Source organism: Stenotrophomonas sp. PD6, from assembly GCF_049199305.1.
In the GTDB taxonomy this organism is placed as follows: Bacteria; Pseudomonadota; Gammaproteobacteria; order Xanthomonadales; family Xanthomonadaceae; genus Stenotrophomonas.
This window is the reverse complement of sequence record NZ_JBLZQD010000001.1, coordinates 117,057-141,626: the sequence shown is the minus strand read 5'-3', so window position 1 is coordinate 141,626 and position 24,570 is coordinate 117,057. Positions and strand designations below refer to the sequence as shown.

The window sequence follows — 24,570 nt, the reverse complement described above, 5'->3', positions numbered from 1 at the left end:
TCTACGGCCCGAAAGTGGTTTCGCATCAATCACTTGCGTTGAGGCGAGGGAAATGAAACGCCAGCGTGAGCTGTTTTCACCCTTGCGCCCGCCTTGGGGCGTGTAGGGTGCAGGCAGGGCAGGGCAAACGGAGATGAAATGGCAAGGCTGACACGGGGTGACTTGGGCGACTTGAACATGTTCCGGCAGATCGCGGAGTCGGGCGGGTTCCGCAAAGCCGCGGCGCATCTGGATGTCTCTCCGTCCGCGCTCAGCCACGCGATGCGCGGGCTGGAGGGGCGCCAGGGCGTTCGGCTGTTCAACAGAACCAATCGAAGCGTCACACTGACTCCAGCCGGCCAGGAACTGCTGACTCGGCTGAACGCTGGCTTCGGCGAAATCGAGTTGGGTCTGGAGACGCTCAATCGCTACCGCGATCGCCCGATAGGGCAGTTGAGGCTCAACATCATGAGCGACGCCGCTCGGCTGATACTGGCGCCGATCCTGGCCAAATACGTGTCAACTTTTCCGGACGTCCGCTTGGAAGTCGTGGTCCAGGACGACGTGGTCGACATCGTCAACGATGGCTTCGACGCCGGCATTCGTTACGGCGGTCACGTGCCGGAGGACATGGTGGCAATCCCGCTGTGTCGAGAACTGCGGTGGGTCATGGTTGCATCGCCAGGCTATCTTGATGAAGCCCCCCCGTTGCGGAGCCCTGCAGATCTCGCCCATCACAGATGCCTGGGTATCCGCATGGGCAACAAGCAGATTTACCACTGGGAGATCGAGTCCGGCGAGGAGTCAGCCGTTGTCTCCGTAGAATGGGCGGCTATCCTCAACGAAACAAATCTTTCCATCGAATTGGCCGAGACCGGTGGCGGGATTGCGTATTGTCTGGAGAGCAGGGTGTCCAAGCAGCTGGCAGACGGCTCTCTACGGGAAGTGCTGCCGGCGTGGAGTTCGATGGGTCCGGCATTCCATCTCTACTACCCCAGTCGCCGTCAGCTCCCTGAAGCGCTGCGAGCATTGCTTCGTATGATTCAGTCGGAAGGTGTGTCTGCCTAGCAAACAACCAACGCTCGGATTCGTTTCGCCCAACCACTACGCTGGACGATTGAAAGCCACTCCGTACCTACCGAAGCGCGGAATCAAACAGCACCTTGGCCTGCTGGATCGCTGCCTGATGTGTAGCGGCCTTGTCAGCCTCCACCAGGCATAGCGGGCCCACCCGCTCACGGCCCAGCGCCGTGCAATCGGCCAGGAAGTCGTAGTGGCCCACCAACGGCAACACCTGCAGGCGCGCCTTGCCGTTCGCTTCGGCAATGACCTTGCTGTTGGTGGCGGACGAGGCAACCTTGTCCGCCTCACCCACAACCACCGACAGCGGCACCTCCAAACGCCCCAGCTCGCCCGGTTCGAATGCCTGAACAATCGCCGGCGCCATCAGGAACACCGCGCGCACGTTGGGAATACGGCGATCCTCAGCTGCCTTGGCCACCCAAGGTGCCAGCTCCGGCGTAGCGGCCGCCGCCAAGCGCCGCTCAAGGGTCAGCTCGGGATTCTCGGCCTGCGGCATGCAGACGCCATCCTTGGGGGATGACTGGCAGAAGGCGATCAGCCTGGTCATGTCCGGGTGCGCACCGGCGGCCACCAGCGCCGTGAATCCCCCGGCCGAATACCCCACCAGGCCCAGCCGGCCCGCATCCACATGGGGAGACAGCACGGGGTCGGCCTGCACCGCTGCCAGCGCGGCAGCGAGGTCGTCGGCCCGGTTCCACATGAGGATGCTACCCGCGTCCGTCATCGGGTCCACGCCGTTGTTGCCGGGGTGGTCCACCGCCACCACCACATACCCCGCGCGTGCCAGGGCCGTGCCGAACCACCCCATCATGCGGGCACTGCCGCCGTTGCCATGCGACATGAGCAGCAGGGGCCAGCGGCCCGACGCAACCGGGGCGTCCACCGCAGACGATCCCTCCTCGAAGAGCGGCGCGCCCGGCGGCCCTATCGCGAGTGGCTGCTCCTTCGCACCGGGCTGCGCCGGGTACCACACCGTATAGCGCACGCGGTCGCTGTGCCCGGCATCACGCACCGCTGCACTGGCCGTATGTGCCACGCCATGGGTTTCGCCAACGGCGGGGGAGGGCTGGGCCGCCCATGCCAGTGGTGCGAGCAGGCAGGAAAGCAGGACGAGGGCGCGTGGCATTGCTCGCACGGATGAATCTCCTTGGGTCAACTCAGGGTGGACAGCGGCAGCCAGATCTCCACGCCACCGTGACCGGTGCGGTCGTCGAAACGGGCGTCATAGCGTTCGAAATCCGGCGCGTCAGCGAGGGTCAGGCCGGAGCGGGGCAGGTGGTCGTTCAACAACCAGAACCAGGTGGAGCGGATCGTAGAAATGTGGCCCGCATGCCACGCCACCAGATAGTCCCCGGCGGGAATGGAAACGGCTTGCCAGGCCGACGGCACGGCGGCGTTCGCGCCGATCTCCATGCCGGCGATGTAGTCGAACGCCCCCTCGCCATCGCGGTTGCAACAGACCCCGAACGCGATGTCCTTGCCCAGCTCCCGGGTCAGCGCCAACTGCTGCCACTGCGAGGGAATGGATGCCACGGTGGCGGAGGTGTGCCGGGCACGGATGCCGGCCACACGCAGCGGGCCGAGCCGGCGGCGTACCGGCGCCACTTCGCAGGGCAGGGGCGGGGCATCGAGCTTGACGGCCTCCACCAGCGCCAGCCCCTGCAGACCTTCCCGCCGCACGTGTTCCGGTGGCTGCTTGAACTGCTCCGTAAAGGCATGGGTAAAGGCCGCATGCGAGGCGTAGCCGGCGGCCAGGGCGACATCAAGAATGGGCGAGCTGCCAGTGGCCAGCGTGCGCGCGGCCTCGGTCAGGCGACGCGCACGCAGGTAGCGCGCCATCGAGGTTCCAGTACTTACCTGGAACAGGCGTGAGAGGTGGAACGGCGAGAGCTGGACCGCCTCGGCGATCTGGGCCAGCGACGGATTCTCGGCAAAGTGGCTTTCGATGTACCACAGCGCCTTGCGTGCCGCACCCATGACGCCTGCTCCGTGCCAGTGACTGGGTGGGAGCGTACCGCAGGGTGGGGGAGGGCGTTTGCGGGATCTTGCTGTTGGTGCGCGGTCTGGGTTGGAAGCGACAGTGTTGGCGGTGGTTTGGCGAACGTTTTTGCTGGCGACCGAGCGGGCTGAAAGTGCGACCTGATGCCTTGGTAAATGCGTGCCGTCACACGAATTCTCACGAAATGATTTGCTCGCGAAATGCCGCCTGGCAACCCCATTGATGCCGTGAACCGCGACCGGGCGGCGTCGAGTTCCAGTACTCTCGCGTCTGTCGCATGGTGTGCCTGGGTGTCAGAACCCGAAACAAACATTGCATGTTGGACGTCCTGTGTCGGGAGGGTGGCGGAATACAACACCCTCGTGGAAACACGTCGCACCGTTTTTGTTTGTTTCACGGTTCTGAACCTCCCGACTCCCTCGCCATCCCGGCGAGGGAGAACACAGAGGAGAACCATCATGCACGACGACTGGACGAACTTGACCCCCGAGCAACGCGCCCGCCTCAGGGGCTTCTGGCGCGCACCGAAGAGCGTAATGATCAATGCGCTCCATCACGAGGGGCTCGAAACCTATCCCGGCTGCCCAACCATTCCGTGCCTGAAGGCGAGGGGGCTGTGGATGCGCGGGCTGGGCATTGAGCCTGGAACCCGGATGTACCTGGGCGTCGGGCGTGAGTTGTTTGTCCTGGCGGCAGACCCGTCGCCGGAGGCGCTGTCCAAGGCGATGGTGCGATTCGAGAAGACTGGCGGCAGGTGGAAGCTGGGGCCGGTTGGTTGACCTGTGCGTTGAGAGGTGCGGCAGCAGCGCCGCACCGGAGCGTTGAAGCGTGTCGGGGGACGCCCTATGGCAGCGCTCCCCGATTCTGTGCAGTATAGGTACGGACGAAGGCGGGAGGTAACTGGACGTTCGTTTATCGATGCCTACGATTGGCATGTTGATGTCGTCGATTGCGGCTTCACAGATTCACACGACCACGGGTCCTGCACGCCCGCCACAACCCACTGCTAATAAGCAGGTGCACAATTCAATGGTGAGTACGACGTCGAATGGAGGCGCCAGAACTCCACCCCGCACTTTCACCAACTCAACTTCAATACACACTCACAAGCATAGGGTTCTGGTGACTAGGACGATTCATCGGAGGTAGCGGATGGCAGCTCGCTAGAAAGAATCGGCGGCGCAGCATCAAGGTCGGCGGGTGTCGCAAATGGCTCGGGTAATCAAGTCCGTCAACATGCCGCGCTTATCCTTCGCTGGGTAAGGAAGCGCAAAGGACGGCGAAAGGGGAGGCTGTAATCTGCCTGGCGACAACACCCTATAGCATTTCAGTCCGCAGCCCATAACGCTATATCAGTATGGCCGCCGATAGCATTGTCTTGCTCCGCGATCGGTCCAATAACAGAATACGTCAACAACCTGCAGTCCATAGACAAGGAGAAGTCGCATGACATCAAGTACAACCACCCCATCGCGCCTGTCTGGCTTTGATCCTGCTGAAATTTATAGGGGAGCCGCTGGGCGCGCCACGTTGCTGATCGGTGTCGATACCGACCTGGCGGTAGGTAGGACAACGGCGCATATTCTGATGTGCGAATCCCCCGACGGTACGCCCTCCTTCCCGCGCGTGGCAATCATCGCGCCGCCCACGGCCGCCTGGGCAAAGCACGATGACGAAATCATCGCGCTGATCTCGCAAGGCGGCAGCGAGCTTCGAGGCTCACAACTGCTGACCGATGAAGTGAACGCTATCAAAAGGCGCGTGACGATCGTGCGCTGCGACGACGTGAACGCCGTGTCGTTGCTCGCCCACGTGGCGCGATCCGATGGAGACTTCATCTTGGTGCCAATGGCGGAGATCTATCGGGATACCCGTGCCGCGGCCGGTGCGCCGCATGGGCGGGCCACAGTGCTACTGGCGGAGGACATCTGGGTACCCAACGTCAGCGCATGGCTTCCAGGCTGCATTGAGCATGTATACGCCAATGAAAGCGCCATCATGTTCAGTATCCCCGGTCCGCTCTTGATGCGGGACGACAACAAGGCTGCGATTGATGCAATCGAGGACCTGGACGTCGCCAACTTTGGTTATGAAGACGATGTGCAACAGAACGCCTTTGTTGTAAATCACATGCAGCACTGGGCGGCCCTAGCGGAAACGGGGCGTGCGCGGGAGGCGCTTGCGCACATCGAGGCGTCTGAACTTAGTGCAAGCATGAAGCGCCAATTGGGTATCCAAGTACTCTTTCGGGGAAAGGAACGGGAGCGGGCGGCTGAGGAAATCCGCGCGCTGCTTGCCAGCGGTGTCAAAGTTCCGGCCGAAAGCGCGGTCCGTTTTGGGTGGATGGCGCAGGAAGGAGGCGATGCCGAATCGGCGAAGTCACTCATCAGGCAGGGAATACACGAAGTGACCGAGGAGTCCCACCTCGCGCGCGCCCTGGGTTCGTGCACAGGGCTGGACGATAGCGAGCTGGAAGTACTGGTCTATGAGCGCCTACGGACGCTGTATCCGGACAGTGAGGCCCTAATGGACTATCGGGAGCGCTTGCTGATTCGCTGGAGTCGGGAAGTATCCGGTGATCGGACCGGCGGTGTGATCCGCCACCTGACACTTGCAAGCCACGATGCCATCATTGCCAACTCATTGTGCGATCTCTCTGCTAAAGGGGTAGAGACGCTGGTCGAGCTAAGCGCACCCTGGTCGGCCGACCAGCGCGATTTTGCAAGGCTGTGCGGGGCGCACCGGCTTCTGGCTCTCAATGAGGCGGACAATGCTATCGCGCTGGCAATACAGACGTCCACACGCGGGGCACATGCGAGGCGCATTAATTGGATGTTGATTGCCGCGCTGAAGCGTGTACTGCTGGAAAGAACAGAAGTACACGAGGCAGGTTTCTACAATGAGGTATTCCATCGGCTGCGCGATTACGTCGCCGCACACCCAGATGATCCAGAGTTGCGGGAATACTTTCGCGGGTTGTTCAGTGTCGAGACCAGTGGCAGCTGGGGCCTTGCTTTGCTCGTAACGCAAACGGTAGAGCTGGCGACACGTGCCGTGGCCGTGATCATCGCCCCTCCAGTGATGAAGGCCGCCTCGCCTGAGGCGTTTGAGACGTTCATGCGGCGTGCTGCTCTGTGGATGGGCCAATCAGGCGTCATCGATGTCAAAAGCACGGTAGTGCCTGACTCTGTCATCGGCGAGGACGACCCGGCTGCACTGCTGGATGCGATGTCAGATGCGGTCGACTACCTGGTCGAAACGTGGGAGCCTGACAAGGCCGGTAACGTCGAAAACGTGGCCTTTGTAGGTGCGATGCTTGCAAAGCGGATCCCCGACACGCTCACCGACATAAACATGCTCCGGCTGATCGCGAGCCGTCGGGCGATGGATGGGAAGGTGCAGCGAAGCCGCGACTTGGCCGAGCAGATTCTTGAGCTTGCCGGCACCTCCAAGATTAGAGGCCGGCTTGCTTGGGGCGCGTATGCAGACCTGTATCAGCGCTCACGGCATCCGCTGGATGCACTTATCGGTCTCTCGTCTGCGTTCTCCATAGATGTGCCGGTCGATGCCGCCACGCTGTGGTGGGAGACCTACACCCTGTTCCGCAGTGCTCGTGACATAGGCCTATTCACGTTCGCGCGCGAGCTGCTGATGCCTCTCAGGCGCCTGCAAGAAATGGTCGCTGACACCCCGGCCGGACGCGCCCGCATGCAATCGCTGGAGCTGGGCGTGCGGTTGATGGATAGGCAGGACCGTACCCCGGCCACGCTTGAGCAGATGGTGCAAGACACGGCCAATCACTGCGTCTCGGTCAAGGGAATGAGCGAGGAGCTGATCCCGGCCCTTGCACTGCTGGTGCAGTCCATGGGATTGTTCGAAAGCGTAGGTGGCGTCGTGCCTGAGGACATCCAACAGATTAAAGTGGCGGCGATGGAGCAGGTGACGGCGGTGGATCGAGCGTACCTGGACGCGATCTCGGCCGCTCATCCGACCATTGAAGAGGCGGTACGCCTGCATAATCGCGTGGAAGTGGCGCGACATTCGGACGACGCGCCTGGAGATCTTCTAGCCGCTGAATTTGCCGCCCGACGAATCCTATCTGAACCCGCACTGACTGCCGAGCATGCAGCAACCGCGATTGAGCTATTGGCCGATCGCGAAATGGATCCGGTGGCTATCGAGCGCGTGTTGGACGTCAGTTGGCCCTTGCAATGCCTGCATGAGATCCGTTCTGTAGCAGGAGCGGCCATGATGATGGGCTTGGACATCGATGGCGAACTAGCGGTGCTGACCTGCACCGAGCAAGGCGATACGGTAGCGCGACCGTCCCGAGACACGGGATCGTTTGGTGATGCACTAGCCAGTTGGAGCGACAATTACCCGCTTCGATACGGGAAGATCGAGCGCGAAGAGGGCAACAACGAGATTTTCGTAACCATGGCGCCCGTGGCGATACCGCTGCCGGAGACGACCAAGCTGGTCGTGGTAGGCGAGCCGGCGTTGCTCCAGATTCCGCTCAACCTTATGGCCAAGGGGGACGGATTCTGGGGACAGCACCAGGCCATTGGGTACGTGCCCTCGCTGACGTGGCTGCACTCCACCCGTGCTCGGCCAAGGATCACATATGCCCGACGCGTGGCATGGATATCCGACCCGGGCGAGCTAGTCAGCAACAGTGCTTTGGTTGCGGTTATTCAGCGCACGGACGAGGCGTTTCAGAGGCACGGCTTTAAGGTCGATACCAATGGTTCGCTACCCAAGGATCTGGTCGATGCACAAATCGCCGTGATCGCGGCACATGGTAGTGTCGGCACCGATGGTCGCTTTTTGCATCGGGTGAGCGATGAGAAGGAGTTGGTGATATCGCCGCGAGCATTGACTCAGGCTCTGGCCGGGACTGAGCTTGTGATCTTGTTCATCTGTAGTGGTGGCCGTGTTGATCGGCACCCGCATGCCAACACAACTATCGGCCTACCAAAGCTCCTGTTGATGGCCGGCTCGCGCGTTGTCATTGCCTCGCCGTGGCCGATTACACCAATCATTTCGGGATACTGGCTGGAAACGTTCATGGGGGAATGGGAGCGGGGTGCGACCGCGCTGGATTCGACCTTTGCGGCCAACGCCGCGGTCGATGTGAAATTCGGACGCGTACCGCAGTACGCAATGGCGATGACCGCGTATGGCGATGTGATGCTGACAAAGCCGCCAGCAGCATAGGTGTCAGCGACAGAGATCTACGGCTACTCAAGAGCGGACTCGGAACGGTCCTTAGGCATTGGTCACCGAAGCAAGCCATTGATCGCCTCAGCTCTGCAATAAGATGCGATTGGCTCAGCAGTGGACTCTCTATACGTTCTAGCGCAGCCAAACCAGGCGATAGGGCGGCGGGACCTTGGGACCGAACGCCAAGCAGAAAAAGTAGAAACGGCAGCCAACCGCTCATAGGAGCCTTTCTCATAGCGGTTCTACGCCATATAGTCAGCGGCTCAAAACAAACAATCGCGTTATCTCACGATTCAGCGCACTATCCAAGGACCGAATTATGGTGATGCAGAAGTTCACCGGTGCCGCCGCGCAAGAAGAAGCCCAGCGACTTTTAGCGTTTTCACACAAAGCTATCGCTTCGGCGCTGGCACCATTTGAGCCGCGCAGCACTTTCAAGGCTTGGTTTTCGACGTACCGCGGAATCGAAGAGCTAATCAATCTGCCAGTAGAGCTTGCAGGCGAACCGCTGTTGTACCAAGTTCTTGGCCTTGACCTGCTTGACATGCAGGGGTTCGCCCAAGAGATGGTTTCGATCAAAGCAAGTCTAGACTCTCGCCTCTCACGCTTGGTGGTGATGCGCTTGCTCAAGACGCTTGTGCAATTGCACGCCATCTCTAGATCGTTTGCAATGCATGGAGTCCCCTGCGCCAGCGAGTTGGTAACAGTGGGATCGGCTATTGACTACCTCCAGTCTCGGCGGCGGCATATCTTGGCCCTTCTTTACACGATCCCCAAAACCTGCCATGGCTCAAGGCGACTGCACGAAGTGGATGGTTTCAATCAGTTTCTCTATTTGATAGAGACTGCTTGCCGGGGAACGACTACCATGCATTACAACCTGATGCTGTCGATGGTCTATCCGGACTTCAGTTTGGAAGTTGACAACGCAGGGGCTTCCGCAAGCCATGGTTTCAATGCCCTCGACTCGCTCTTCTTGGAGCCTGAGCGAACGGCCATTACCGAGATGGCCGGCGTGGACCTTGCTGAATTCAAGAATGTGCCGGTGAATCGCCGCCTAATTTTCTCCAAAGCGGAACTGGAGAACAATCTGGGACTAATCGCCGCAGCATATGCGGAGTTCAACCTCGATCAGACTACGTATGGGCAGCTGGCTGCCTTCTTCCGTAGCCTACTCCCGATGGTCGTGGACGAGTACTACGTGCAACTGACAACTGGTCGGTTTGATGAATTGTGCTCCAAGCACGGACTGCCCGATCACCTCAAGAAAGCGCTGGTCGTTGATAGTGGGGACTACGTCGAGAGCACAAGCACATATGCACCATTTAATCGGGTCGGTGGTGAGTTGGTCACTTCCATCACCCTGCTTAGCCGATTTGCTAACCATTGGAAGAACTCCTGCCTCAACCGCGTTCGCCGCTATCAGATCCGATCAGGGTTCATCTTCGAGCACTCGGTAAAGGAAGCTCTCAGGCGCCAGGGGTTCACTGTTACAGACATCAAAAGGGTTGGACATGCCGAGTTCGACGTTGTTGCTACACTCGACGGTGTGATCTATAACATCCAGTGCAAGAACAACCTTGTGGATCTGAACAGGATCGAAGCGGACGTGAAGAAGTTCGTTCGCTATAACCGCAGATTGGATCGCGCTTATCAGCGCGCGCTCGACAAAGAGGGCACGCGTGAAAAAGTACTCTTGGGCGAGCTAGGGTTGAGTGACATCAAGCACTTCGTGGTGAGCCGCTTCCCCGTTGCGACCCAGAACGCCGCCGTACTTCCGTTCGGTGAGATCTCGCGATTCAAGGCCATTGCTGTCGATGCTTGAGATGTCAGAGGCTTTGGTAGCTGCGTCGACAGCCAGTGTAGTTCCTCAAGTAGAATCTGCCGGGAGGACTATCAATTTGAACCTGCCCTGCTGAAACGGACACCAAGAAGCGATAACTTAATCCCACTTGGAGGTTCCCTATGCCCCCCTCTCCCTCGACGTCACTACACCGATGAACAGAGGGTCCAGGCCGTCATCTTGGCTGAATCCATCGGGCCTATCGCCGCTGTCCGGCAGCTCAACGTTGCTGTGAAGCCGCTGGCGAACTGGCTCACAGCGTCACGCGTGGGGCAGCCGTTGCGCGCCCCTTCGCGCCAGCCGGTAACGGAGGTCGAGGCCGAGCTGAGCCGCTTAAGGGCGTGAAATGCCACCCTGCGCATGCAGCGCGACATCCAAAAAGAAAGCGACGGCGTTCCTTGCCAACGAGTCCAAGTGAGGCTTGCCTTCGTCGCTCGTGAACGGACCAACGATCCAGTGCGCCTACTGTGCCGACTGATAGACGCTTCGGCCACGGGCTTCCGCGACGATCTGCGAAGGCTTGCGAGCCGTCGTTAGACCCTGACGCGGTACTGCGCGGAGACCTACGGGCCATTCACGCCCAGAGTCGCCGAACCTATGGTCGCCGCCGGTTGGCCCGAGCGCTGCATGCACGAAGCCGCGCTGTGGACCACAAGTGCGTCGCACGGCTGATGGCCGAAGAGGGCCTGAGCGGCAGGATCAAGGACGCTCACCGGCCGCGAAGTAGTCATCGCAGCGAGGGTCGCTCGCCTGCCGAGAATCTCCTGAATCGGCGCTTTTCCGTGAAAAGCGATCAGCAAGCGTGGGTGGGCGACATCACCTATCTGGCAACCCGCGAAGGCTGGATATGTATCTTGCCGCCGTTATCAGCCTGCAGACACGCCATGTACTGCGCTACAGCTTGTCCGATAGGATGCCCGATGACTTGGTCCAACAAGCATTCCTCAACGCACGGGCAGCGTCCCTAGGTCAGCCTGGACTGCTGTTCCACCCTGCTCGCGGCTCCCAATACATCAACGGTGCCTTCGGTGGGACTGTGACCACGCACGGCGTGTTGCCAAGCATGATTCGAAAAGGAAACTGCTGGGGCAATGTTGTTACCGAGAGATTCTTTTGCCACCTTGAAGAACGAAGAAGCCACCGGCCAATATGAAACAAAAGATGATGTTCGACGATCCATCGCGAACTACATCCACAGCTCGTACAACCCAACCCGGTTACATTCAACGCTCGGATTGCGGTCGCCAAACGATTACGCTAGACGATTGAAAGCCACCGCCTGACCCGCCAGTTCTTGGCGTCCGATTTCAGGAGGAAGGTTCAACCATCATGCACGACGATTGGACGAACTTGACCCCCGAGCAACGCGCCCGCCTCAGGGGCTTCTGGCGCGCGCCGAAGAGCGTAATGATCAACGCGCTTCATCACGAAGGCCTCCAAACCTATCCCGGCTGCCCAACCATTCCGTGCCTGAAGGCGAGAGGGCTGTGGATGCGTGGGCTGGGCATTGAGCCTGGAACGCGAATGTACCTGGGCGTCGGGCGTGAGCTGTTTGTCCTGGCGGCAAACCCGTCGCCGGAAGCGCTGTCCAAGGCGATGGTGCGATTTGAGAAGACTGGGGGCCGTTGGAAGCTGGGGCCGGTTGGGTGAGAGAGGCAACAAGCGGGGCGCTTGCAGCCCCGCCCCGCGTGCCGCCTTGGCGTGCCGGCAAGTACGATTCCGCCGGTTCGGACGACCATTACCCGCGTTGGAACGACGCTAGGGCCTCCTTCGACAAGAGGTTCAGATATGTCACGATGGCTCCCCAGGGCAGCACGCGTGTTTGCCAGCCTGGCCTTCACCCTTCTGTGCGCGGCCGTATCGGTCTACGCATTCTCCTTCCTCTCGGACGCACTAAAACCGGAGGCTGGCAATCCGCTGCATGCCAAGTTTGCACTTTCCGGCATGGACGTCCCCGCTCATTTCTTCGGTGGCGGCCTGGCCCTGTTGCTGGCCCCGCTTCAGATGAGCGGATGGGTCCGGCGGCGCATCCCGCGCTTGCACCGCATAAGCGGCGGCCTATACGCGGGCGGGGTACTGATAGCGGGTCTGGCAGGTCTGTCCCTGGCCCGCCACGCACAGGGGGGTGCCGCTACCGGCCTGGGCTTTGGACTGCTGGGGGTCGTGTGGCTCGTAACAACTGGACTCGGACTCGGCTACGCCCTTGCCGGCAATCTGGTCAAGCACCGGGACTGGATGTGGCGCAGCATCGCTCTCACCGCGTCGGCCATGACGCTGCGGCTGATTCTGGGCGTCGGGCTTGGTGTTCTGCACGTTCCATTTCCACTGGTCTATCTGGCCGCGGCGTGGGGCTGCTGGACCTTCAACCTGGCCGCCTGTGAACTGGCGCTACGCTGGCAACGAGCGCGGGCGGCGACGGTGAAAACACTGTCAACCGCTCGGTGACTCCGAAACAACAGCGCCGGCATGACATCTGCGGAAGGCGCTGGGCGTTTCACCCAGCTGGCGTTTGAACGCTGCGTTGAAGGTCGACTTCGAGGTGAAGCCGCAGGCATAGGCGATGTCAAGAATGGTTCTGGTATCGCTGGCATCGGCAAGGCAGCGAGCCGCAGCTCCGATCCGCTGCCGGTTGATGTACTCCCAGAAATTCTCCTGGAAGCGACGGTTGATGACCGTCGATACCAGGTATTCCGGGTACCCGCAACGCTTGGCCAACTGACCAACGGTGAGGGCCGGTTCGCGATACATGTGATGCCTATCCATCAGCTGTGACAGCCGCTCCTCAACGTCCCCAAAGCGCGGGTCGTCGGCGTCAGGGGTCGCATCGACGACGGCCGGCGGTGGCTCTGGAAGCGCCTCGACCACCACTGCACCTTGGCGGAGGCTCAGGTATCCAACCACGAACACCCAAGCCGTGACCGCGCCGAAGATCAGCGGGTAACTCACCCAGGAAATGCTGACGAACCAGTGCAAGGCTGCAATGGACCAGATGGCGATCTGCGAGGCCGCCATGGCATCGATCCAGCGCAGTGACATTCTGTCCGCGTCTGAACGTCGCTGCCGCAACTCTCGCCGGTAGCGGTACACCTCGGCCAGCCCGGCGACAACGTATGACAGGCTGTACGCGTAAAGCAGAATGTCCAAGCGAAACCACTTCGGCTCAGCTGGCCCTCCCACCACTCGCGCCACTGCCCATTCCGTCGGCAGCAGGTCCGGAAAGAACACGCCCACGTGCATGACCACCACAATGATGAAGCCCGCGAAATGCACTGTGTCCCGCCAGCTTGGTGCGGTCACTCTGGTAAGCGTCTTTACGTAGACGTAGAACAGGCTGCCGTAGAGGAACGGGAACAGGCCGACGAACCGGTCCACCTTCAACAAGCCGGGAGTGTGACCATCCCAATGCATCGCCTTCAACGCCAGATCGATGCCAATCAGCGCGATCCACACCGCCAGTACGCGGTTAGCCGCGGCATTGACCTGCCAACGCCAAAGAGCGGCCGCCAGCAAAGCGGCCTGCGCAGCCCCGATAGCGAAGACAATGTTCCAGGAGTCCATGTAAGGAAGCAGACCGGCAGCAAGGCGTGGGCGGAAGCTTAGCAGCCCTTCACGCGTTGGCGTTGCCCCGTGCAGGTTAAGGCAGGCATCACGGGGGAGGGGCACAGGGGAGAACCATCATGTACGACGACTGGAGGAACTTGACCGCCGAGCACCGCGCCCGTCTCGGGCGCTTCTGGCGCGCGCAGAAGAGCGTAATGATCAATGCGCTTCATCACTCGGGGCTCGAAACCTATCCCGGCTGTCCAACCATTCCGTGTCTGAAGGCGAGGGGGCTGTGGATGCGCGGGCTGGGCATTGAGCCCGGCACGCGAATGTACCTGGGCGTCGGGCGTGAGCTGTTTGTCCTGGCGGCAGACCCATCGCCGGAGGCGCTGTCCAAGGCGATGGTGCGATTCGAGAAGACTGGGGGCAGTTGGAAGCTGGGGCCGATCGGGTAAGAGGTGCAACAACCGGGGCGCCGGCAGCGTCGCCCCGGTTGCCGTCATAGACTACCTTCACGGTATGATCAGCCAAGTAACCGATGGCCAGAAAACGAGACCTGTGCAGCGACACCGTATGCCTCGCTATGACGATACTGGCTCAACGATGCTCGCACAGCTATATTAGAGCCTTGGGACGAGGGCTAGCCAATGGAGCGCCAAAAAAAGCAGCTGTCGATTGCGGACGTCGCCGGATGGGGATCTGCTCTCGCAACGTTTGGGCTCGTGCAAGGCGCATTATATCTTCAAGCATATTGGCGCGAATTTGGCCTTGATCCATTTCAGTTTGTTGCAGTAGGCGAGATTGCGTTGGCCGGGCTCGCGGGAATCGGATTAGCGCTCGGCCTAATGCTCTTTGCGATTTTGTTGGGCGACTGGTTGGGGGGCAAGCTCACCAGCATCAGTCCAGATCGCAAAGTCCTCGTGTGGCTTGCGCCATTCTTCCTAGTGCTAGGGCTGGGAGCGATCATTTGGTGGGCAAACGCTTGGGCAATTCTGATAGGTGCCTTACTGTCAGTTGTCTGCCTAGTGGTGGTTACGCTCTCCCCGGTGGTGCCCGAGGCAGCGAGAAACTCGCCTTGGATAACATATGCAGTAGTTATGCTTGTGTATTTTTCGGTAGCATCAAACTGGTTGGGCACTGAGCGGGCGCAAAAGATCGTGAAAGGGGAGGGAGAATACTTCGCAAGCGTGACACTCAAATCCAAGACGCTCGATGGACTGAACCTGATTGGCCGTTTAGGCGACACGTATGCGTTGTGGAATCCCGAAGGAAAGAAAACAATACTTCTGGCAGCTAGCGAGTTCGAGAAGCTGGAGATCACTCGCGGGCGTCCTGCGACGCCACCAGATGTCCCGTAACGTCGAATTTTACACTAGCCCACTCAACAAAGTCGCTCTCACGATCCAGGTTACGGGCGGGGCATTTCGGACGTCAAAGCAGCGTTCGGATTGAGATACTGAAGTGTATTCTGCCCCTAGTCACATCCTTTTACGATCCCAAGTGGATTACCAACACGCATGAATTCCGACACACCATTGGTTGGTCTCTCCCGCCGCGACGCGGTGGCGGCTCAGGGCGGGTTTCAATATCAGAACTACGCCACTGCGCTGGCTTGGTTGCGACTTGAACCATCTGAAGTGCTACAGATTGAGACGGCCGAGGACTACGCCACACGGGATGATTCGGGTGCCGTTATCACGCAAGTGCGTCGAGTCCAGCACCCACTAACACTTAGAGTTGCGTTGCCCTTCATAGACAACGTCGTGCGCCACATTGAGAACCATCCTTCTCGCCACCTACGGTTCGTTTACCTGACGACAGCTGCGGTGGGCAACGAGCGACCCCCACTTTTTGACGGAGGAGGAAGGGGGGTAGATGTTTGGAACGAAGTCAAGCAAGGAGGCGATCCAGTCGAACTAATTCGCGCCTTGAAAGGCTTAGCCAAAGATGGCAGCGCACTCGCAGGATTTCTAAGCGCGCAGGATGCCGGCACGATCACTAAAAAGATCATCCAAGCCGTGACTTGGCTACACAGTGCGGCCAGCACTGAGAGCGTTAAGTACGAAGCGCAAGAGATGTTCGTGAAGCGCGCGTATGAAGAAACGGGCGCGGACGCGACCAGCGCCAGAATAGCCTTTCCTAGACTCATTGACCGCATTACGACCGCTTCCGCGCAGAAGGACGAGGCTGATCGCGCTCTTACTCACAAGGACCTTAAGCGCTTCATTCAGGATGCCATGGGAAAGTTCCTGCTCCATGGCGAGCACGAAAGCCTCAGGTATGCTGCCGAAGTGGCGCGGAGCGTTGATCCTTCGTACTTCGACGGCAAGATTATCGAGCGTACAAGGCGGCTCCGGGAGACGAGATTTTTTGTTGGGGCAGAGGATTTGCTCAAAGACGCACGCGCGCTGTTGCGCGACGTGCGCCGCGGTGGCTCGTTACAGGGAGGCACTTCTCCCGTTCGCGCCACGGCGTTGAATTGGTGTGCGCGCGTCTTGCTCGATAAGGCACCTGAAGACGCGGACGCCGCCATTCTTGAAGCAAGAGAATTGAATGAAGACGACCTACACTCAATCGTCGTGGCGCTCCGGATGGGCGAGTCAGACCCGCAGGCAGCGATCAAATCCTTGAAAGACACCCGTAGCCAACTGGCTATGACAGCACGCTATTTCTTGGCACGCAAGACATCTCCCGAGGCGGCCCTTGACTGGATTGAGGAAACCCAAATTCCACCCGACGACTTGGACGAAGACGGGCGGTTTTTTGTTCTGAACGACCTGCTTTCAGCCTGTCGCTGGAGCCAGGTCGAAACGTGGATTGCTCAGCTACCGCCGCCCTCAGGCGAGTGTCCCGCTTTGAGCTGGGGACTGGGATTCGGACTGACGGGTCTGTCGTCGACAACAAGTACGCGTGAGGAGGTAATTCATGGCGTTCCCTTGTTCGGGCAGGTGATGTTCCGCGACACCGCCGAGGCGCAGTTTAGGCGAAACAGAGCAGTTCGCGAGTTTCGAGGCTTTGCTATATGGGCTGCTGAGAATGGCCTGGCAGCTCGCGCAACCAGCGCGATCAAGTACGCGCTTTTGCTGGAACTTCAAGATCCTGGCCGCCAGATTCCAGCACGTGCGGAGATCGAGTCACGCCTCGCGGCTGAGCCCGATAGCTTTGAGTGGGTTGCGTTGGCAATCAATGCGGGAGTCGAGATAGAAACGGAGGTGCTTCTTGCCCAGCTGGCCAGGCAGATCGGGATCTTCGGAGGCCTCACGTCAGCAAAATCAGAAGCACTCCTTGCTATTCTGATGGCGACAGATCCGGCGCTATGGCTAGATCGTTGGGAACTTTTCAACGAGGAGTTGAGTCAGCATTTCTCCGAGACCGGCCTCGCCAGTTTTGCTGTCCGAGCTTTCATTGCTCGCGGTCGCGTAGAGGACGCACGCGCGTGGTTGCGGGAGCACTTGGTAATGGATTCGGACCCGCGGGACCGATTGCTGAGCTGGATCGAAGCGAAGACCGGCGGTAACGAAATTGCGGATCTGCAGCGACGTGTTGAGGAAGATCCCACAGAAGGCGCGCGACGGGAGCTTCTGGAGGCGCTGATGCGAACCGCTCAATGGAAGCGCGCGCTGCCGTTGGCTAGAGAGCTTTTCGATGAAAGCAGCTCTCACCTCGATGCCGAAGCGCTAGCTAGTGCGCTGGATAAGGAGGGCAGGTGGGAAGAGATAGCTGAACTCTTGGCCGCGCCGGAGCTCACACGCGCTTCGCCCCTCTTACAAGGGAGGTTTATCGCCGCACTTTTCAACTTGGGGCGCTGGGACCAAGTGCTGCGTGTCGCTCACGAACAGGATTTGCCTTCAAACGAATTGGACGCGTTGGAACAACAAGTTGCGCTCTATTCTGGCCATTGGGACCGTTTGGGCGCCCAACTCGAACGCGCCAAATCCGCCCCAAACCTCTGCGCAGGAGCGTTGTTGCAGTGGGCGCACATTGCCGTCGTTCTCGACAAGCCGCACCTCTCAAAGGTCCTGACACGTCGTGCCATGCAGCTCCCTGGCGCAGATGCACAGCGATGGATTCAAGGCTATTCATTGGCAGTTAGCGGCAATTGGGAAGCTGACCCAGACGTCGCCCGTTGGCTCAACCTCGCAGTGCAGTCAGCGAGCGTCGATGGCCCAATCCAGAGTCGCAGCCTGAAAGAGCTGGCGGAAGCCGCACCCGCCTGGAGAGAGAAGAACGAGCAAGTCGCGAGCGCGGTTGCCTCAGCAAGCATGTTCCAAGCAATTGCGGCCAAGCAGCTCAACCTAACTTTGTCAAAGCTTTATCCAGCGACGGCTGAGCACAATCGACGCGAAGGAGATCCGGGACAGCGAACTGCGATTCCTGCCTTTGCAGCAGCTGCACGGGATACGGAGGTCTTCAAGAACGTAGATCGCATTGCGCTCGATACGACCGCCCTACTGACACTGGCGGAGCTTGATTTGCTCGAGGTCGTGCTCAACACGTTTGAGGCGGTCGCGCTGCCCCACTCTTTGGGGGCATGGATATTCAAGGAGCGCGAGCGGACGCCCCACCACCAACCCAGCAAGGTCTCCGCTGCGAGGAAGCTTGTCAGCAGCTTTTCTCGATCCAAGATTAAGGTCTTGACTCGCCCAGCCGAATATTCACGCGCGATTGCAGCCGAGCTTGGAGATGAGATTCCCCAACTTATGGCGTCTGCCGCTGCGAGTGGGCTGGGGACTGGAAAGTGGTTCGTGGTTCAGACGGCACCTGTGTACCGGCCGAATTCGCTTGGTGAGGAGATTGCAAATGTCAGCCAGTGCTCGCAGAGTATGCGCAGTCTGCACTGCGTAGTTGAAACCCTCTCAAAGCAAGGCGCAATCGGCCGCAAGGACTATGAGCGAGCAAAAGCGTATCTATCGAACGTCGACCAAGGTTGGGGCGACGAATCCACGATCGACCGCGGAAGTGCATTGTTGTTGACCGATCTTGCACTGAACTACCTGGAGCATCTGGATCTAGTCGATGCCTGTGTGCGTGGTGGCTTCACGCTTTGGGTTGATCAGTCAGTGCATGAGGAGGCGCACGCCTATGAGGCCGCGGATGATGTTAGTCAAACCGTCACTGCACGACTTGATCGTATCCGCGACTTGCTCAAGCAATCTGGCAGCAACGCCAAGCTTACGATTCTACCCCGACCACCGGCGCCGCGTTCAAAGGCTGGCGACGACGCCAGAGATCAAGCTGCGTTCGAGGCCATGACCAACGAAGGTGGCAGCAGCTTGGTCATGCTGCTCGATCTGTTCGCTAATCTCGAAACGGTTGATGCAGTCGCGATGGACGACCGCGCTGGGAACCGTCACCGGTCAATGAAAGACGGACAGGGGCGGGAAGTCTTTGCCGTCTCGACGTTAGATTTACTTGACTTGCTATTGGACAGGGGCAGCATCAATTTCGACGACTGGCTTTCGGCACGCGCGGAGCTCAGGCATGCAGGGTATGTGTTTATCCCGTTCGCGAAAGAGGAGCTAGTTGCTGTAGTCGGGGACTGTGAAGCGGAAGATGGCGAGCTACGAGAATCGCTTCAGGCTAGGGCGCTGCGCGAGAACCATCAGCTCGCGCAGTTCTCACAGTTGCTACAGCAACCTGAGGAGACGGCCTGGCTTGTCCACAATAGTCGCGTCGTGCGGGACAGTATTGTGCAGCTTTGGAACGACGCCAATGCTAGTAAGGTCGTGGCCGCTCAGTGTTCTTGGCTCTTAGATTTGGCCCGTCTAGACGGATTCGGCCCATCGTTGCCAAATCTGGTAGATTCAGAGCGATGGAACCACATCGATGCGATGCTCCTGTGGCAGTTGATCGCGCCGTTGACGCTCCAAGAGGAACAGCGGCATAGCTATGCGGAGTGGCTTGAAAGTGACTATCTCCAAGATTTGAGAAAGCAGCGCCCGCTCACCTTCGACGTTCTAGTCGATCTGGTCAAGCGGCAGCTTACCTCTATACGCGCGATACTGGCCGACCAGGAGACCAAGCTCGCCGAAGAGATGCTGGACTCGCTAGCCTTGAAGATGGCAGTGGAAATGATCAGCTGGCTACCAACATCGGTTCGCGACGCCGTGATAGCGGACGCCGCTTTGCTCGAAAGCATCGGTATGCGACGGAAGCGAATCGTTTCGTTGCACGTGGAAGGGCAGCCGTCGATTGACATGCCAGAACTCTACGAAGCTGCTGCAAGCTGCTTCAGTAAAGATACTTCGCCCGCCGTTGAGGATTCTTTGGGCAAGCGATGGCGCCTGACGTCCAACGAAGCTGGAGAGGTATGGGCGCACGAGGAAGAGGGCACTGGCCAATTCCAAATTAGCCACGCACAACTCATATCCAGCGAAAACGATCTTCGGGAGGAGTACATCCGCACGTTGTATCGTGCGCACGGAGTGCAAGAACAGCACATCCCGTGGGACCGCCTCAGCCAGCCTTCGGTCGATTCAGTGGAGACCTTCGAAGAAGACTTGAAATACACCGCTCGGGGGTTCTCAGAACGATTGGAGGCTTGGCTCCAAAGCGGTTCAATGCAAGGAAGCGACCTAGTACCTAAAGAGCGACTCTATTTCGAGCGTCTCGTTGGCGCGCGGGGTGGGAGCCAAAACGTGAAAGCCTTTGCCGTAACACGGCGCACAACAGAGGCGGGCCGACCTGGCTTGGATTGGCTTGAATTAGATCTCCTCGTGTCCGCTCACTCAAATCTGGTGCCCCTGCAGACCATCAAGTCGGCCCCGTGCGGCGAGCTCAAATCGTGGCTTGTGGAGTGGTTGGACGCGCTGGATCTGTGGTCGCTGACCGGTTTGCTGGAAGGGCTTCTATCCCGTGAAGACTTGGTCATGGAGTTTGCGACTGAAGCTGCCACAGGCATTCGGCTCCTGGCCGAGCATGCCGATGCTACAAGCGACCGCCTTCAGTTGCAGTCTAGCCTCATCGCGCACATCGATTGTACGCTTAACACAGGTCAAATTTTAGCCTCAGAACCTCCATTCTGGCGCAGGTCTGCAAGTATCGCGCACTCCGCTCTCGTCGAGCGCGTTTTGCTACGCACCAGCGTGTCGCTGCCGACCATCTCGAAGTGGGCTGCACAGGCATCGCCTCGTTTCCAGGCAGCAACGCTATGCGATCTTGTCCAGGAGCCACGCTGGCACGGCTATCTGCTTCAGCCAGGTCAACTGTCGCAAGAATTGATAGGGCGGGTAATGAATGCGGCACAGGTTCGACGTGCAGAGATCGAGGGTTCGAGCCTTGGCGAGCTCATATTCGCAGATGCGGAGGGGTCACTTGCATCAAAGTGGAGGGCAGGGCTAGCGGGATTGCCAGGGCCATTGGAAGGCGACGCGGCCTTTGCGCCACCGCTACCTGAGCAACTTATAGAAGAGACTGCGAGCCTATTGGAGGACCACGAGAGGCCGCTCTATGAGCGATTGCTGGTTGCTGCGCACACCGTAGGTTTTGGGAAGGCGCCTCAAACCCTCGCGGCCGATATTGCGGCGAAACTACGTAGTTTTGATGCGTCCTTGGCCGAGGTCGAGGAACGAGTGGTGCACCAGATTGTTGTAACTCTTGCCATGGCGGCTTCCGATTGTCGACACGCTGAACTTGCAAAAGCCGTTGAGGATTTTTTGGTCCATAGACCCAATCTTCCCATCGCAGTGCGTCTGCATGCGGGTCTTACTGCTTATGGCGCGTTTGATAGAGAGGGCGACTGGATCCATGCAGTGGTTTCGCTTACGCGTCGCCTGATGGCACAGGGGCTTGATAGCGAACAGGCTACCCATGTCCTTTTCGTTCTGACCACCATGTGCGATACACAATGGTCGCTGCGCGGCCCGCTGGGCGGCATTATCGCTCGCCTAAGAGCTTCGGCGCAGCGCATGTGACGTATCACGAGTTTCGTCGCACGCTACTCGTAAGCAAAACAGTCATGCTTAACCTTGTTCCTATCAGGAAAACGAGTGGGGGCCCGAGGGCCGATCCACGCAGCCAGCCCTAAACCCAATTTCGCATAATGTATATTATGTAAGAACGCTGGCTGGCCCGACCGGGCTACTCCGTGCGCCTGCTCAAGCTGGGCCTGCCATCTGTCGGCCTTCCTATCACCGGACAAGCCTGATGCCCGACCTCCCGAACTTGGCTCTACTGAGGACTTTGCTGAAAAAGGCAAAGAGCCACAACCTGATCTACGTCGCGTAGCGCTCGACCCTCGGCAGATCTGACGTCCTCGCCACGCGATTCTCGCTCAGATCTCGCCACCGCGTTGCTTCAGCTCGCCGATCTGGTGCTCTTAGCGCCGAGCTGAGAGCTCCCACCTGGCCTCGGCCAGGTCTTCCAGGGCCACCACTCGAGCATGCTGTAGGGTTTGGCGTGCAAAGCGTTACACTGCAAGCTTGGAAGGCTAAGCTACGGCCAGTAGCACGAAGCCGTACGTCAAGGACGAACGAATGGAGAACGATTTTCGATGAAGAATTGGCTGATCGGCGTAGTAGTCACCATGGCATGGACCAACCCTTGCGTGGCTCAAGTCGCCCCTGAGTTGCTCGGCGGCGCGGATCCGGATACACCGATGTTCAGCGAATCCTTCTACAAAGGGGCTGAGGGCAATTGGGTGCTGGTACGCGAACCCGTCAACACCGGCTACCACTGCTCAGTTAATTTCATCACGCCAGATTCCACCTTTTCGCTTCGCGGTCCCGCCGACGCAGAGATGGCGCGAAAGGGTCATGGCGGCGTTTGGTTCATCAGCAAGGCAATCCCCCCGGTGACAAAGACCGAGATCGCTCCGATCACGTTGTCATCTACCAACTACCCAACGCAGAACGTCCAGGCCGCCCTTGTGAGCATGCCGGGCCAGAGCAGTGGGGCGTTGTTGCTCACCATCGACGTGCGGAAATCGGTGAAGGAAAAGCCGGACAGTAATGAGCTCGCTATCCAGTTTCAGGGGAAAGAGGTGTTCCGCTCAAAGGTTGTACAGCTGCAGCTGGCTTATCGCCAGCTTTCGGCTTGCATGAACGTGGCACAAAAATAGGCGCTGATTTCAGCCGTTTGGCACGTTCAAGATGTCGTTGCAGGCGTCACGTATCTTTCTTGTGTCGCCACTTGCTTCACCGAAGACATTCACATCGGCAACCCTTAGCATCCCGGCGCTGTCCGGGATCAGCACATAGCGTACGTTGCAGCTTTTGTAACCTCCGCCGTTATACGTCGCGCCGGTCGCGAGGTTCTGCCACATGACGCGATTGTCAAAGGTCTGCCCATAAGAGAGCGTCCGCGCGATCCCGGCCTGACGGACCGCTGGGTTGCCGTTCGCGGCGACGACCTCCTGCTCAGTCTTACCCGTCCACACCTGGATCAGGATCGACTCACTGCGCGATAAACGCCTTTTTCCCCGGTATTCAGCGGCGGCCTGAGTAAAATCCAGATCGGTCTTCATCGTCGCCAGACTGCCCTGCACCCTCCCCTGCGCTTCGGTTACTTGTTGTTGCATTTGCGCCAATTTTGCTTTGTGCGCTGCCGATTCCTCTGGCGTCAGCTTGCGGCCGTTGTTGATCGCGGGTTTCGGCACATCGGCCCACAGTTTTTCCCAGGTAAAGTCGGCAAGCAAACTCATCGACAGTCCATCGGGGACCAGTTCCAGTCCATTCAAACCAAGGGCTGCCAGTTTCGGTCGCAATGCGTCGGCCTGAAACACACGATTGACAGACACAGCTTCTTTGGCGCTGACAATGCTGTCATTGTTGCAGGCTACATTCCATGCCTGTCGCATCGTGTAGCTGGTCGTACTTTGCCAATCGGTAGGCTGGAGATCAATGATCGCCGGATCCTGTTTCATGGACTTTGTGCCGCTGGCCACCCGGAATTCCACGGAATCCGGCGTGTCCAACATGCCGGTTGACTCTGTCTTCTGCTTGGGCGCGCCACGGCCGCGTTTGCTCGGCTTGGGGCATTTGAACTGAAGTTTATATTCCAACCATAGGGGTTGGTCGACCGCCTCATAGACCATTGTCAAATCAATCTGACGGATCCAGTTTGGGCCAGGATTCAAGACATCATTGATCGGTGTGCGGTCGATCACCGCGTCATTGGCGTAGACATTGACACGATTTCCGGCTGCACCTTGCATGTCGATCAGAAATTCGCTGGCCCCGACTTGCGTCGCGACAGCCATGATGCCCGCGCCGATTACGAGTTTTGTGATTTGTCGTGTCATGAGCGCTTCCTTGTGCTTCCAGGTCGATTGTGCTGCAGCAACATCGGAAATGCTAGGCATCGGCAATGGCTCTGGCAACCCCCATCCCCTTCTGAAGCAACGCCCGGTCTACTTGCAGGCATCGTAAACGAGATCGTCCATACGCCGGGACGTCTCAAAGGTCCGATGTAGGCCCGCGGCGTCGAACACCGCTTTACGCTGAGCCTTGGCCGATTCGCAGCGTCCACGATCTTTGTGTTGGCTGATAGCCACGCCGTTGGTACCGTTCCTGGGTGCGGGAGCGTATGTGGCTGCTTGCCTTCGCTGGTCCACGTCGCGCTGGATAGCATCCAGCCGGGCCTGACGATCTGGGTTGGGAGCATCTGGCGGCGCATCCCAGGTCTTCACCGGGGCACCGTTGGCGCACGGGGCCGACTGATACACAGCCTTCCCGCCCTCGATGCACTTGTGGACCTGTTGGGCAGATGCAGGTCCAGCGAAGATCAGCGCGAGAACCAAGATTACTCTTACGTCCATGTAACCCCCTATAGCTGGGTGAACAATACCAATGATGTGCTCACGCGGACTGTCGTGAGTCGGCAATGGCCACATCAGTGTCCGAGTACCCAACGCCATGGCTTCCGCTGGCACCGGCCAGTGCCAGCCCCCATTTTTCGCCAA

At 59.1% G+C, this 24,570-nt stretch carries 16 protein-coding genes and 1 pseudogene; 13 read left to right on the top strand and 4 right to left on the bottom strand.

The window, feature by feature from the left end:
• The first annotated feature begins 138 nt into the window (after positions 1-138).
• Positions 139-1,047, top strand: coding sequence for a LysR family transcriptional regulator (locus ACOZHM_RS00525; protein ID WP_421567027.1), 909 nt, complete (start codon positions 139-141; stop codon positions 1,045-1,047).
• A 67-nt stretch (positions 1,048-1,114) separates the two neighbouring features.
• On the opposite strand, the gene ACOZHM_RS00520 is transcribed toward ACOZHM_RS00525, so the two are convergent.
• Both ACOZHM_RS00520 and ACOZHM_RS00515 read right to left on the bottom strand, forming a co-directional pair.
• On the bottom strand, positions 1,115-2,188 hold the full coding sequence (locus ACOZHM_RS00520; RefSeq protein ID WP_421567025.1) for an alpha/beta hydrolase family protein: 1,074 nt from the start codon (positions 2,186-2,188) through the stop codon (positions 1,115-1,117).
• A gap of 26 nt (positions 2,189-2,214) precedes the next feature.
• Entirely contained in the window at positions 2,215-3,039 is an 825-nt protein-coding gene (locus tag ACOZHM_RS00515; RefSeq protein WP_421567023.1) for an AraC family transcriptional regulator, read from the bottom strand.
• Positions 3,040-3,519: 480 nt separating this feature from the next.
• Here ACOZHM_RS00515 and ACOZHM_RS00510 point away from each other — a divergent pair, with 480 nt between their 5' ends.
• From ACOZHM_RS00510 to ACOZHM_RS00475, 8 genes and pseudogenes are all read left to right on the top strand, one after another.
• Entirely contained in the window at positions 3,520-3,840 is a 321-nt protein-coding gene (locus tag ACOZHM_RS00510; protein WP_421567021.1) for a hypothetical protein, read from the top strand.
• 667 nt (positions 3,841-4,507) lie between these two features.
• Positions 4,508-8,278 (top strand): CHAT domain-containing protein, encoded by a 3,771-nt coding sequence (locus ACOZHM_RS00505; protein ID WP_421567019.1) that lies wholly within the window; start codon positions 4,508-4,510, stop codon positions 8,276-8,278.
• Positions 8,279-8,609: 331 nt separating this feature from the next.
• Entirely contained in the window at positions 8,610-10,109 is a 1,500-nt protein-coding gene (locus ACOZHM_RS00500; protein ID WP_421567017.1) for a restriction endonuclease, read from the top strand.
• A gap of 485 nt (positions 10,110-10,594) precedes the next feature.
• Positions 10,595-10,819: pseudogene (locus tag ACOZHM_RS00495) on the top strand (IS3 family transposase); the annotation flags it as partial.
• 155 nt (positions 10,820-10,974) lie between these two features.
• Positions 10,975-11,280 carry a DDE-type integrase/transposase/recombinase gene (locus ACOZHM_RS00490; RefSeq protein ID WP_421567015.1) on the top strand — a complete coding sequence of 102 codons (306 nt, stop codon included), beginning with the start codon at positions 10,975-10,977 and terminating at the stop codon, positions 11,278-11,280.
• Entirely contained in the window at positions 11,219-11,410 is a 192-nt protein-coding gene (locus ACOZHM_RS00485; protein WP_421567013.1) for an IS3 family transposase, read from the top strand. Before ACOZHM_RS00490 ends, ACOZHM_RS00485 begins: the two co-directional genes overlap by 62 nt.
• A gap of 46 nt (positions 11,411-11,456) precedes the next feature.
• Positions 11,457-11,777 (top strand): hypothetical protein, encoded by a 321-nt coding sequence (locus tag ACOZHM_RS00480; RefSeq protein WP_421567011.1) that lies wholly within the window; start codon positions 11,457-11,459, stop codon positions 11,775-11,777.
• A 168-nt stretch (positions 11,778-11,945) separates the two neighbouring features.
• Complete coding sequence (locus tag ACOZHM_RS00475; RefSeq protein ID WP_421567009.1) at positions 11,946-12,572, top strand: DUF2306 domain-containing protein; 627 nt, start codon at positions 11,946-11,948, stop codon at positions 12,570-12,572.
• On the opposite strand, the gene ACOZHM_RS00470 is transcribed toward ACOZHM_RS00475, so the two are convergent.
• Entirely contained in the window at positions 12,558-13,685 is a 1,128-nt protein-coding gene (locus ACOZHM_RS00470; RefSeq protein ID WP_421567007.1) for a helix-turn-helix domain-containing protein, read from the bottom strand. The two genes, ACOZHM_RS00475 and ACOZHM_RS00470, sit on opposite strands and share 15 nt — an antisense overlap.
• 119 nt (positions 13,686-13,804) lie before the next feature.
• On the opposite strand from ACOZHM_RS00470, the gene ACOZHM_RS00465 reads away from it, so the two are divergent.
• The 4 genes from ACOZHM_RS00465 to ACOZHM_RS00450 all read left to right on the top strand — a co-directional run bounded on the left by ACOZHM_RS00465 (position 13,805) and on the right by ACOZHM_RS00450 (position 22,728).
• Positions 13,805-14,125 carry a hypothetical protein gene (locus ACOZHM_RS00465; RefSeq protein WP_421567005.1) on the top strand — a complete coding sequence of 107 codons (321 nt, stop codon included), beginning with the start codon at positions 13,805-13,807 and terminating at the stop codon, positions 14,123-14,125.
• 192 nt (positions 14,126-14,317) lie between these two features.
• The gene (locus ACOZHM_RS00460) at positions 14,318-15,028 is read left to right on the top strand and encodes a hypothetical protein (RefSeq protein WP_421567003.1); all 711 of its coding nucleotides are present in this window, start codon (positions 14,318-14,320) and stop codon (positions 15,026-15,028) included.
• A 159-nt stretch (positions 15,029-15,187) separates the two neighbouring features.
• Positions 15,188-21,583, top strand: a complete 6,396-nt coding sequence (locus ACOZHM_RS00455; protein WP_421567001.1) for a hypothetical protein — start codon at positions 15,188-15,190, stop codon at positions 21,581-21,583.
• Between the two features lie 578 nt (positions 21,584-22,161).
• Positions 22,162-22,728 carry a hypothetical protein gene (locus ACOZHM_RS00450; protein ID WP_421566999.1) on the top strand — a complete coding sequence of 189 codons (567 nt, stop codon included), beginning with the start codon at positions 22,162-22,164 and terminating at the stop codon, positions 22,726-22,728.
• A gap of 9 nt (positions 22,729-22,737) precedes the next feature.
• Here the strand turns inward: ACOZHM_RS00450 and ACOZHM_RS00445 are convergent, their stop codons facing one another.
• Positions 22,738-23,871 carry a hypothetical protein gene (locus ACOZHM_RS00445; protein WP_421567461.1) on the bottom strand — a complete coding sequence of 378 codons (1,134 nt, stop codon included), beginning with the start codon at positions 23,869-23,871 and terminating at the stop codon, positions 22,738-22,740.
• Between the last annotated feature and the right edge of the window lie 699 nt (positions 23,872-24,570).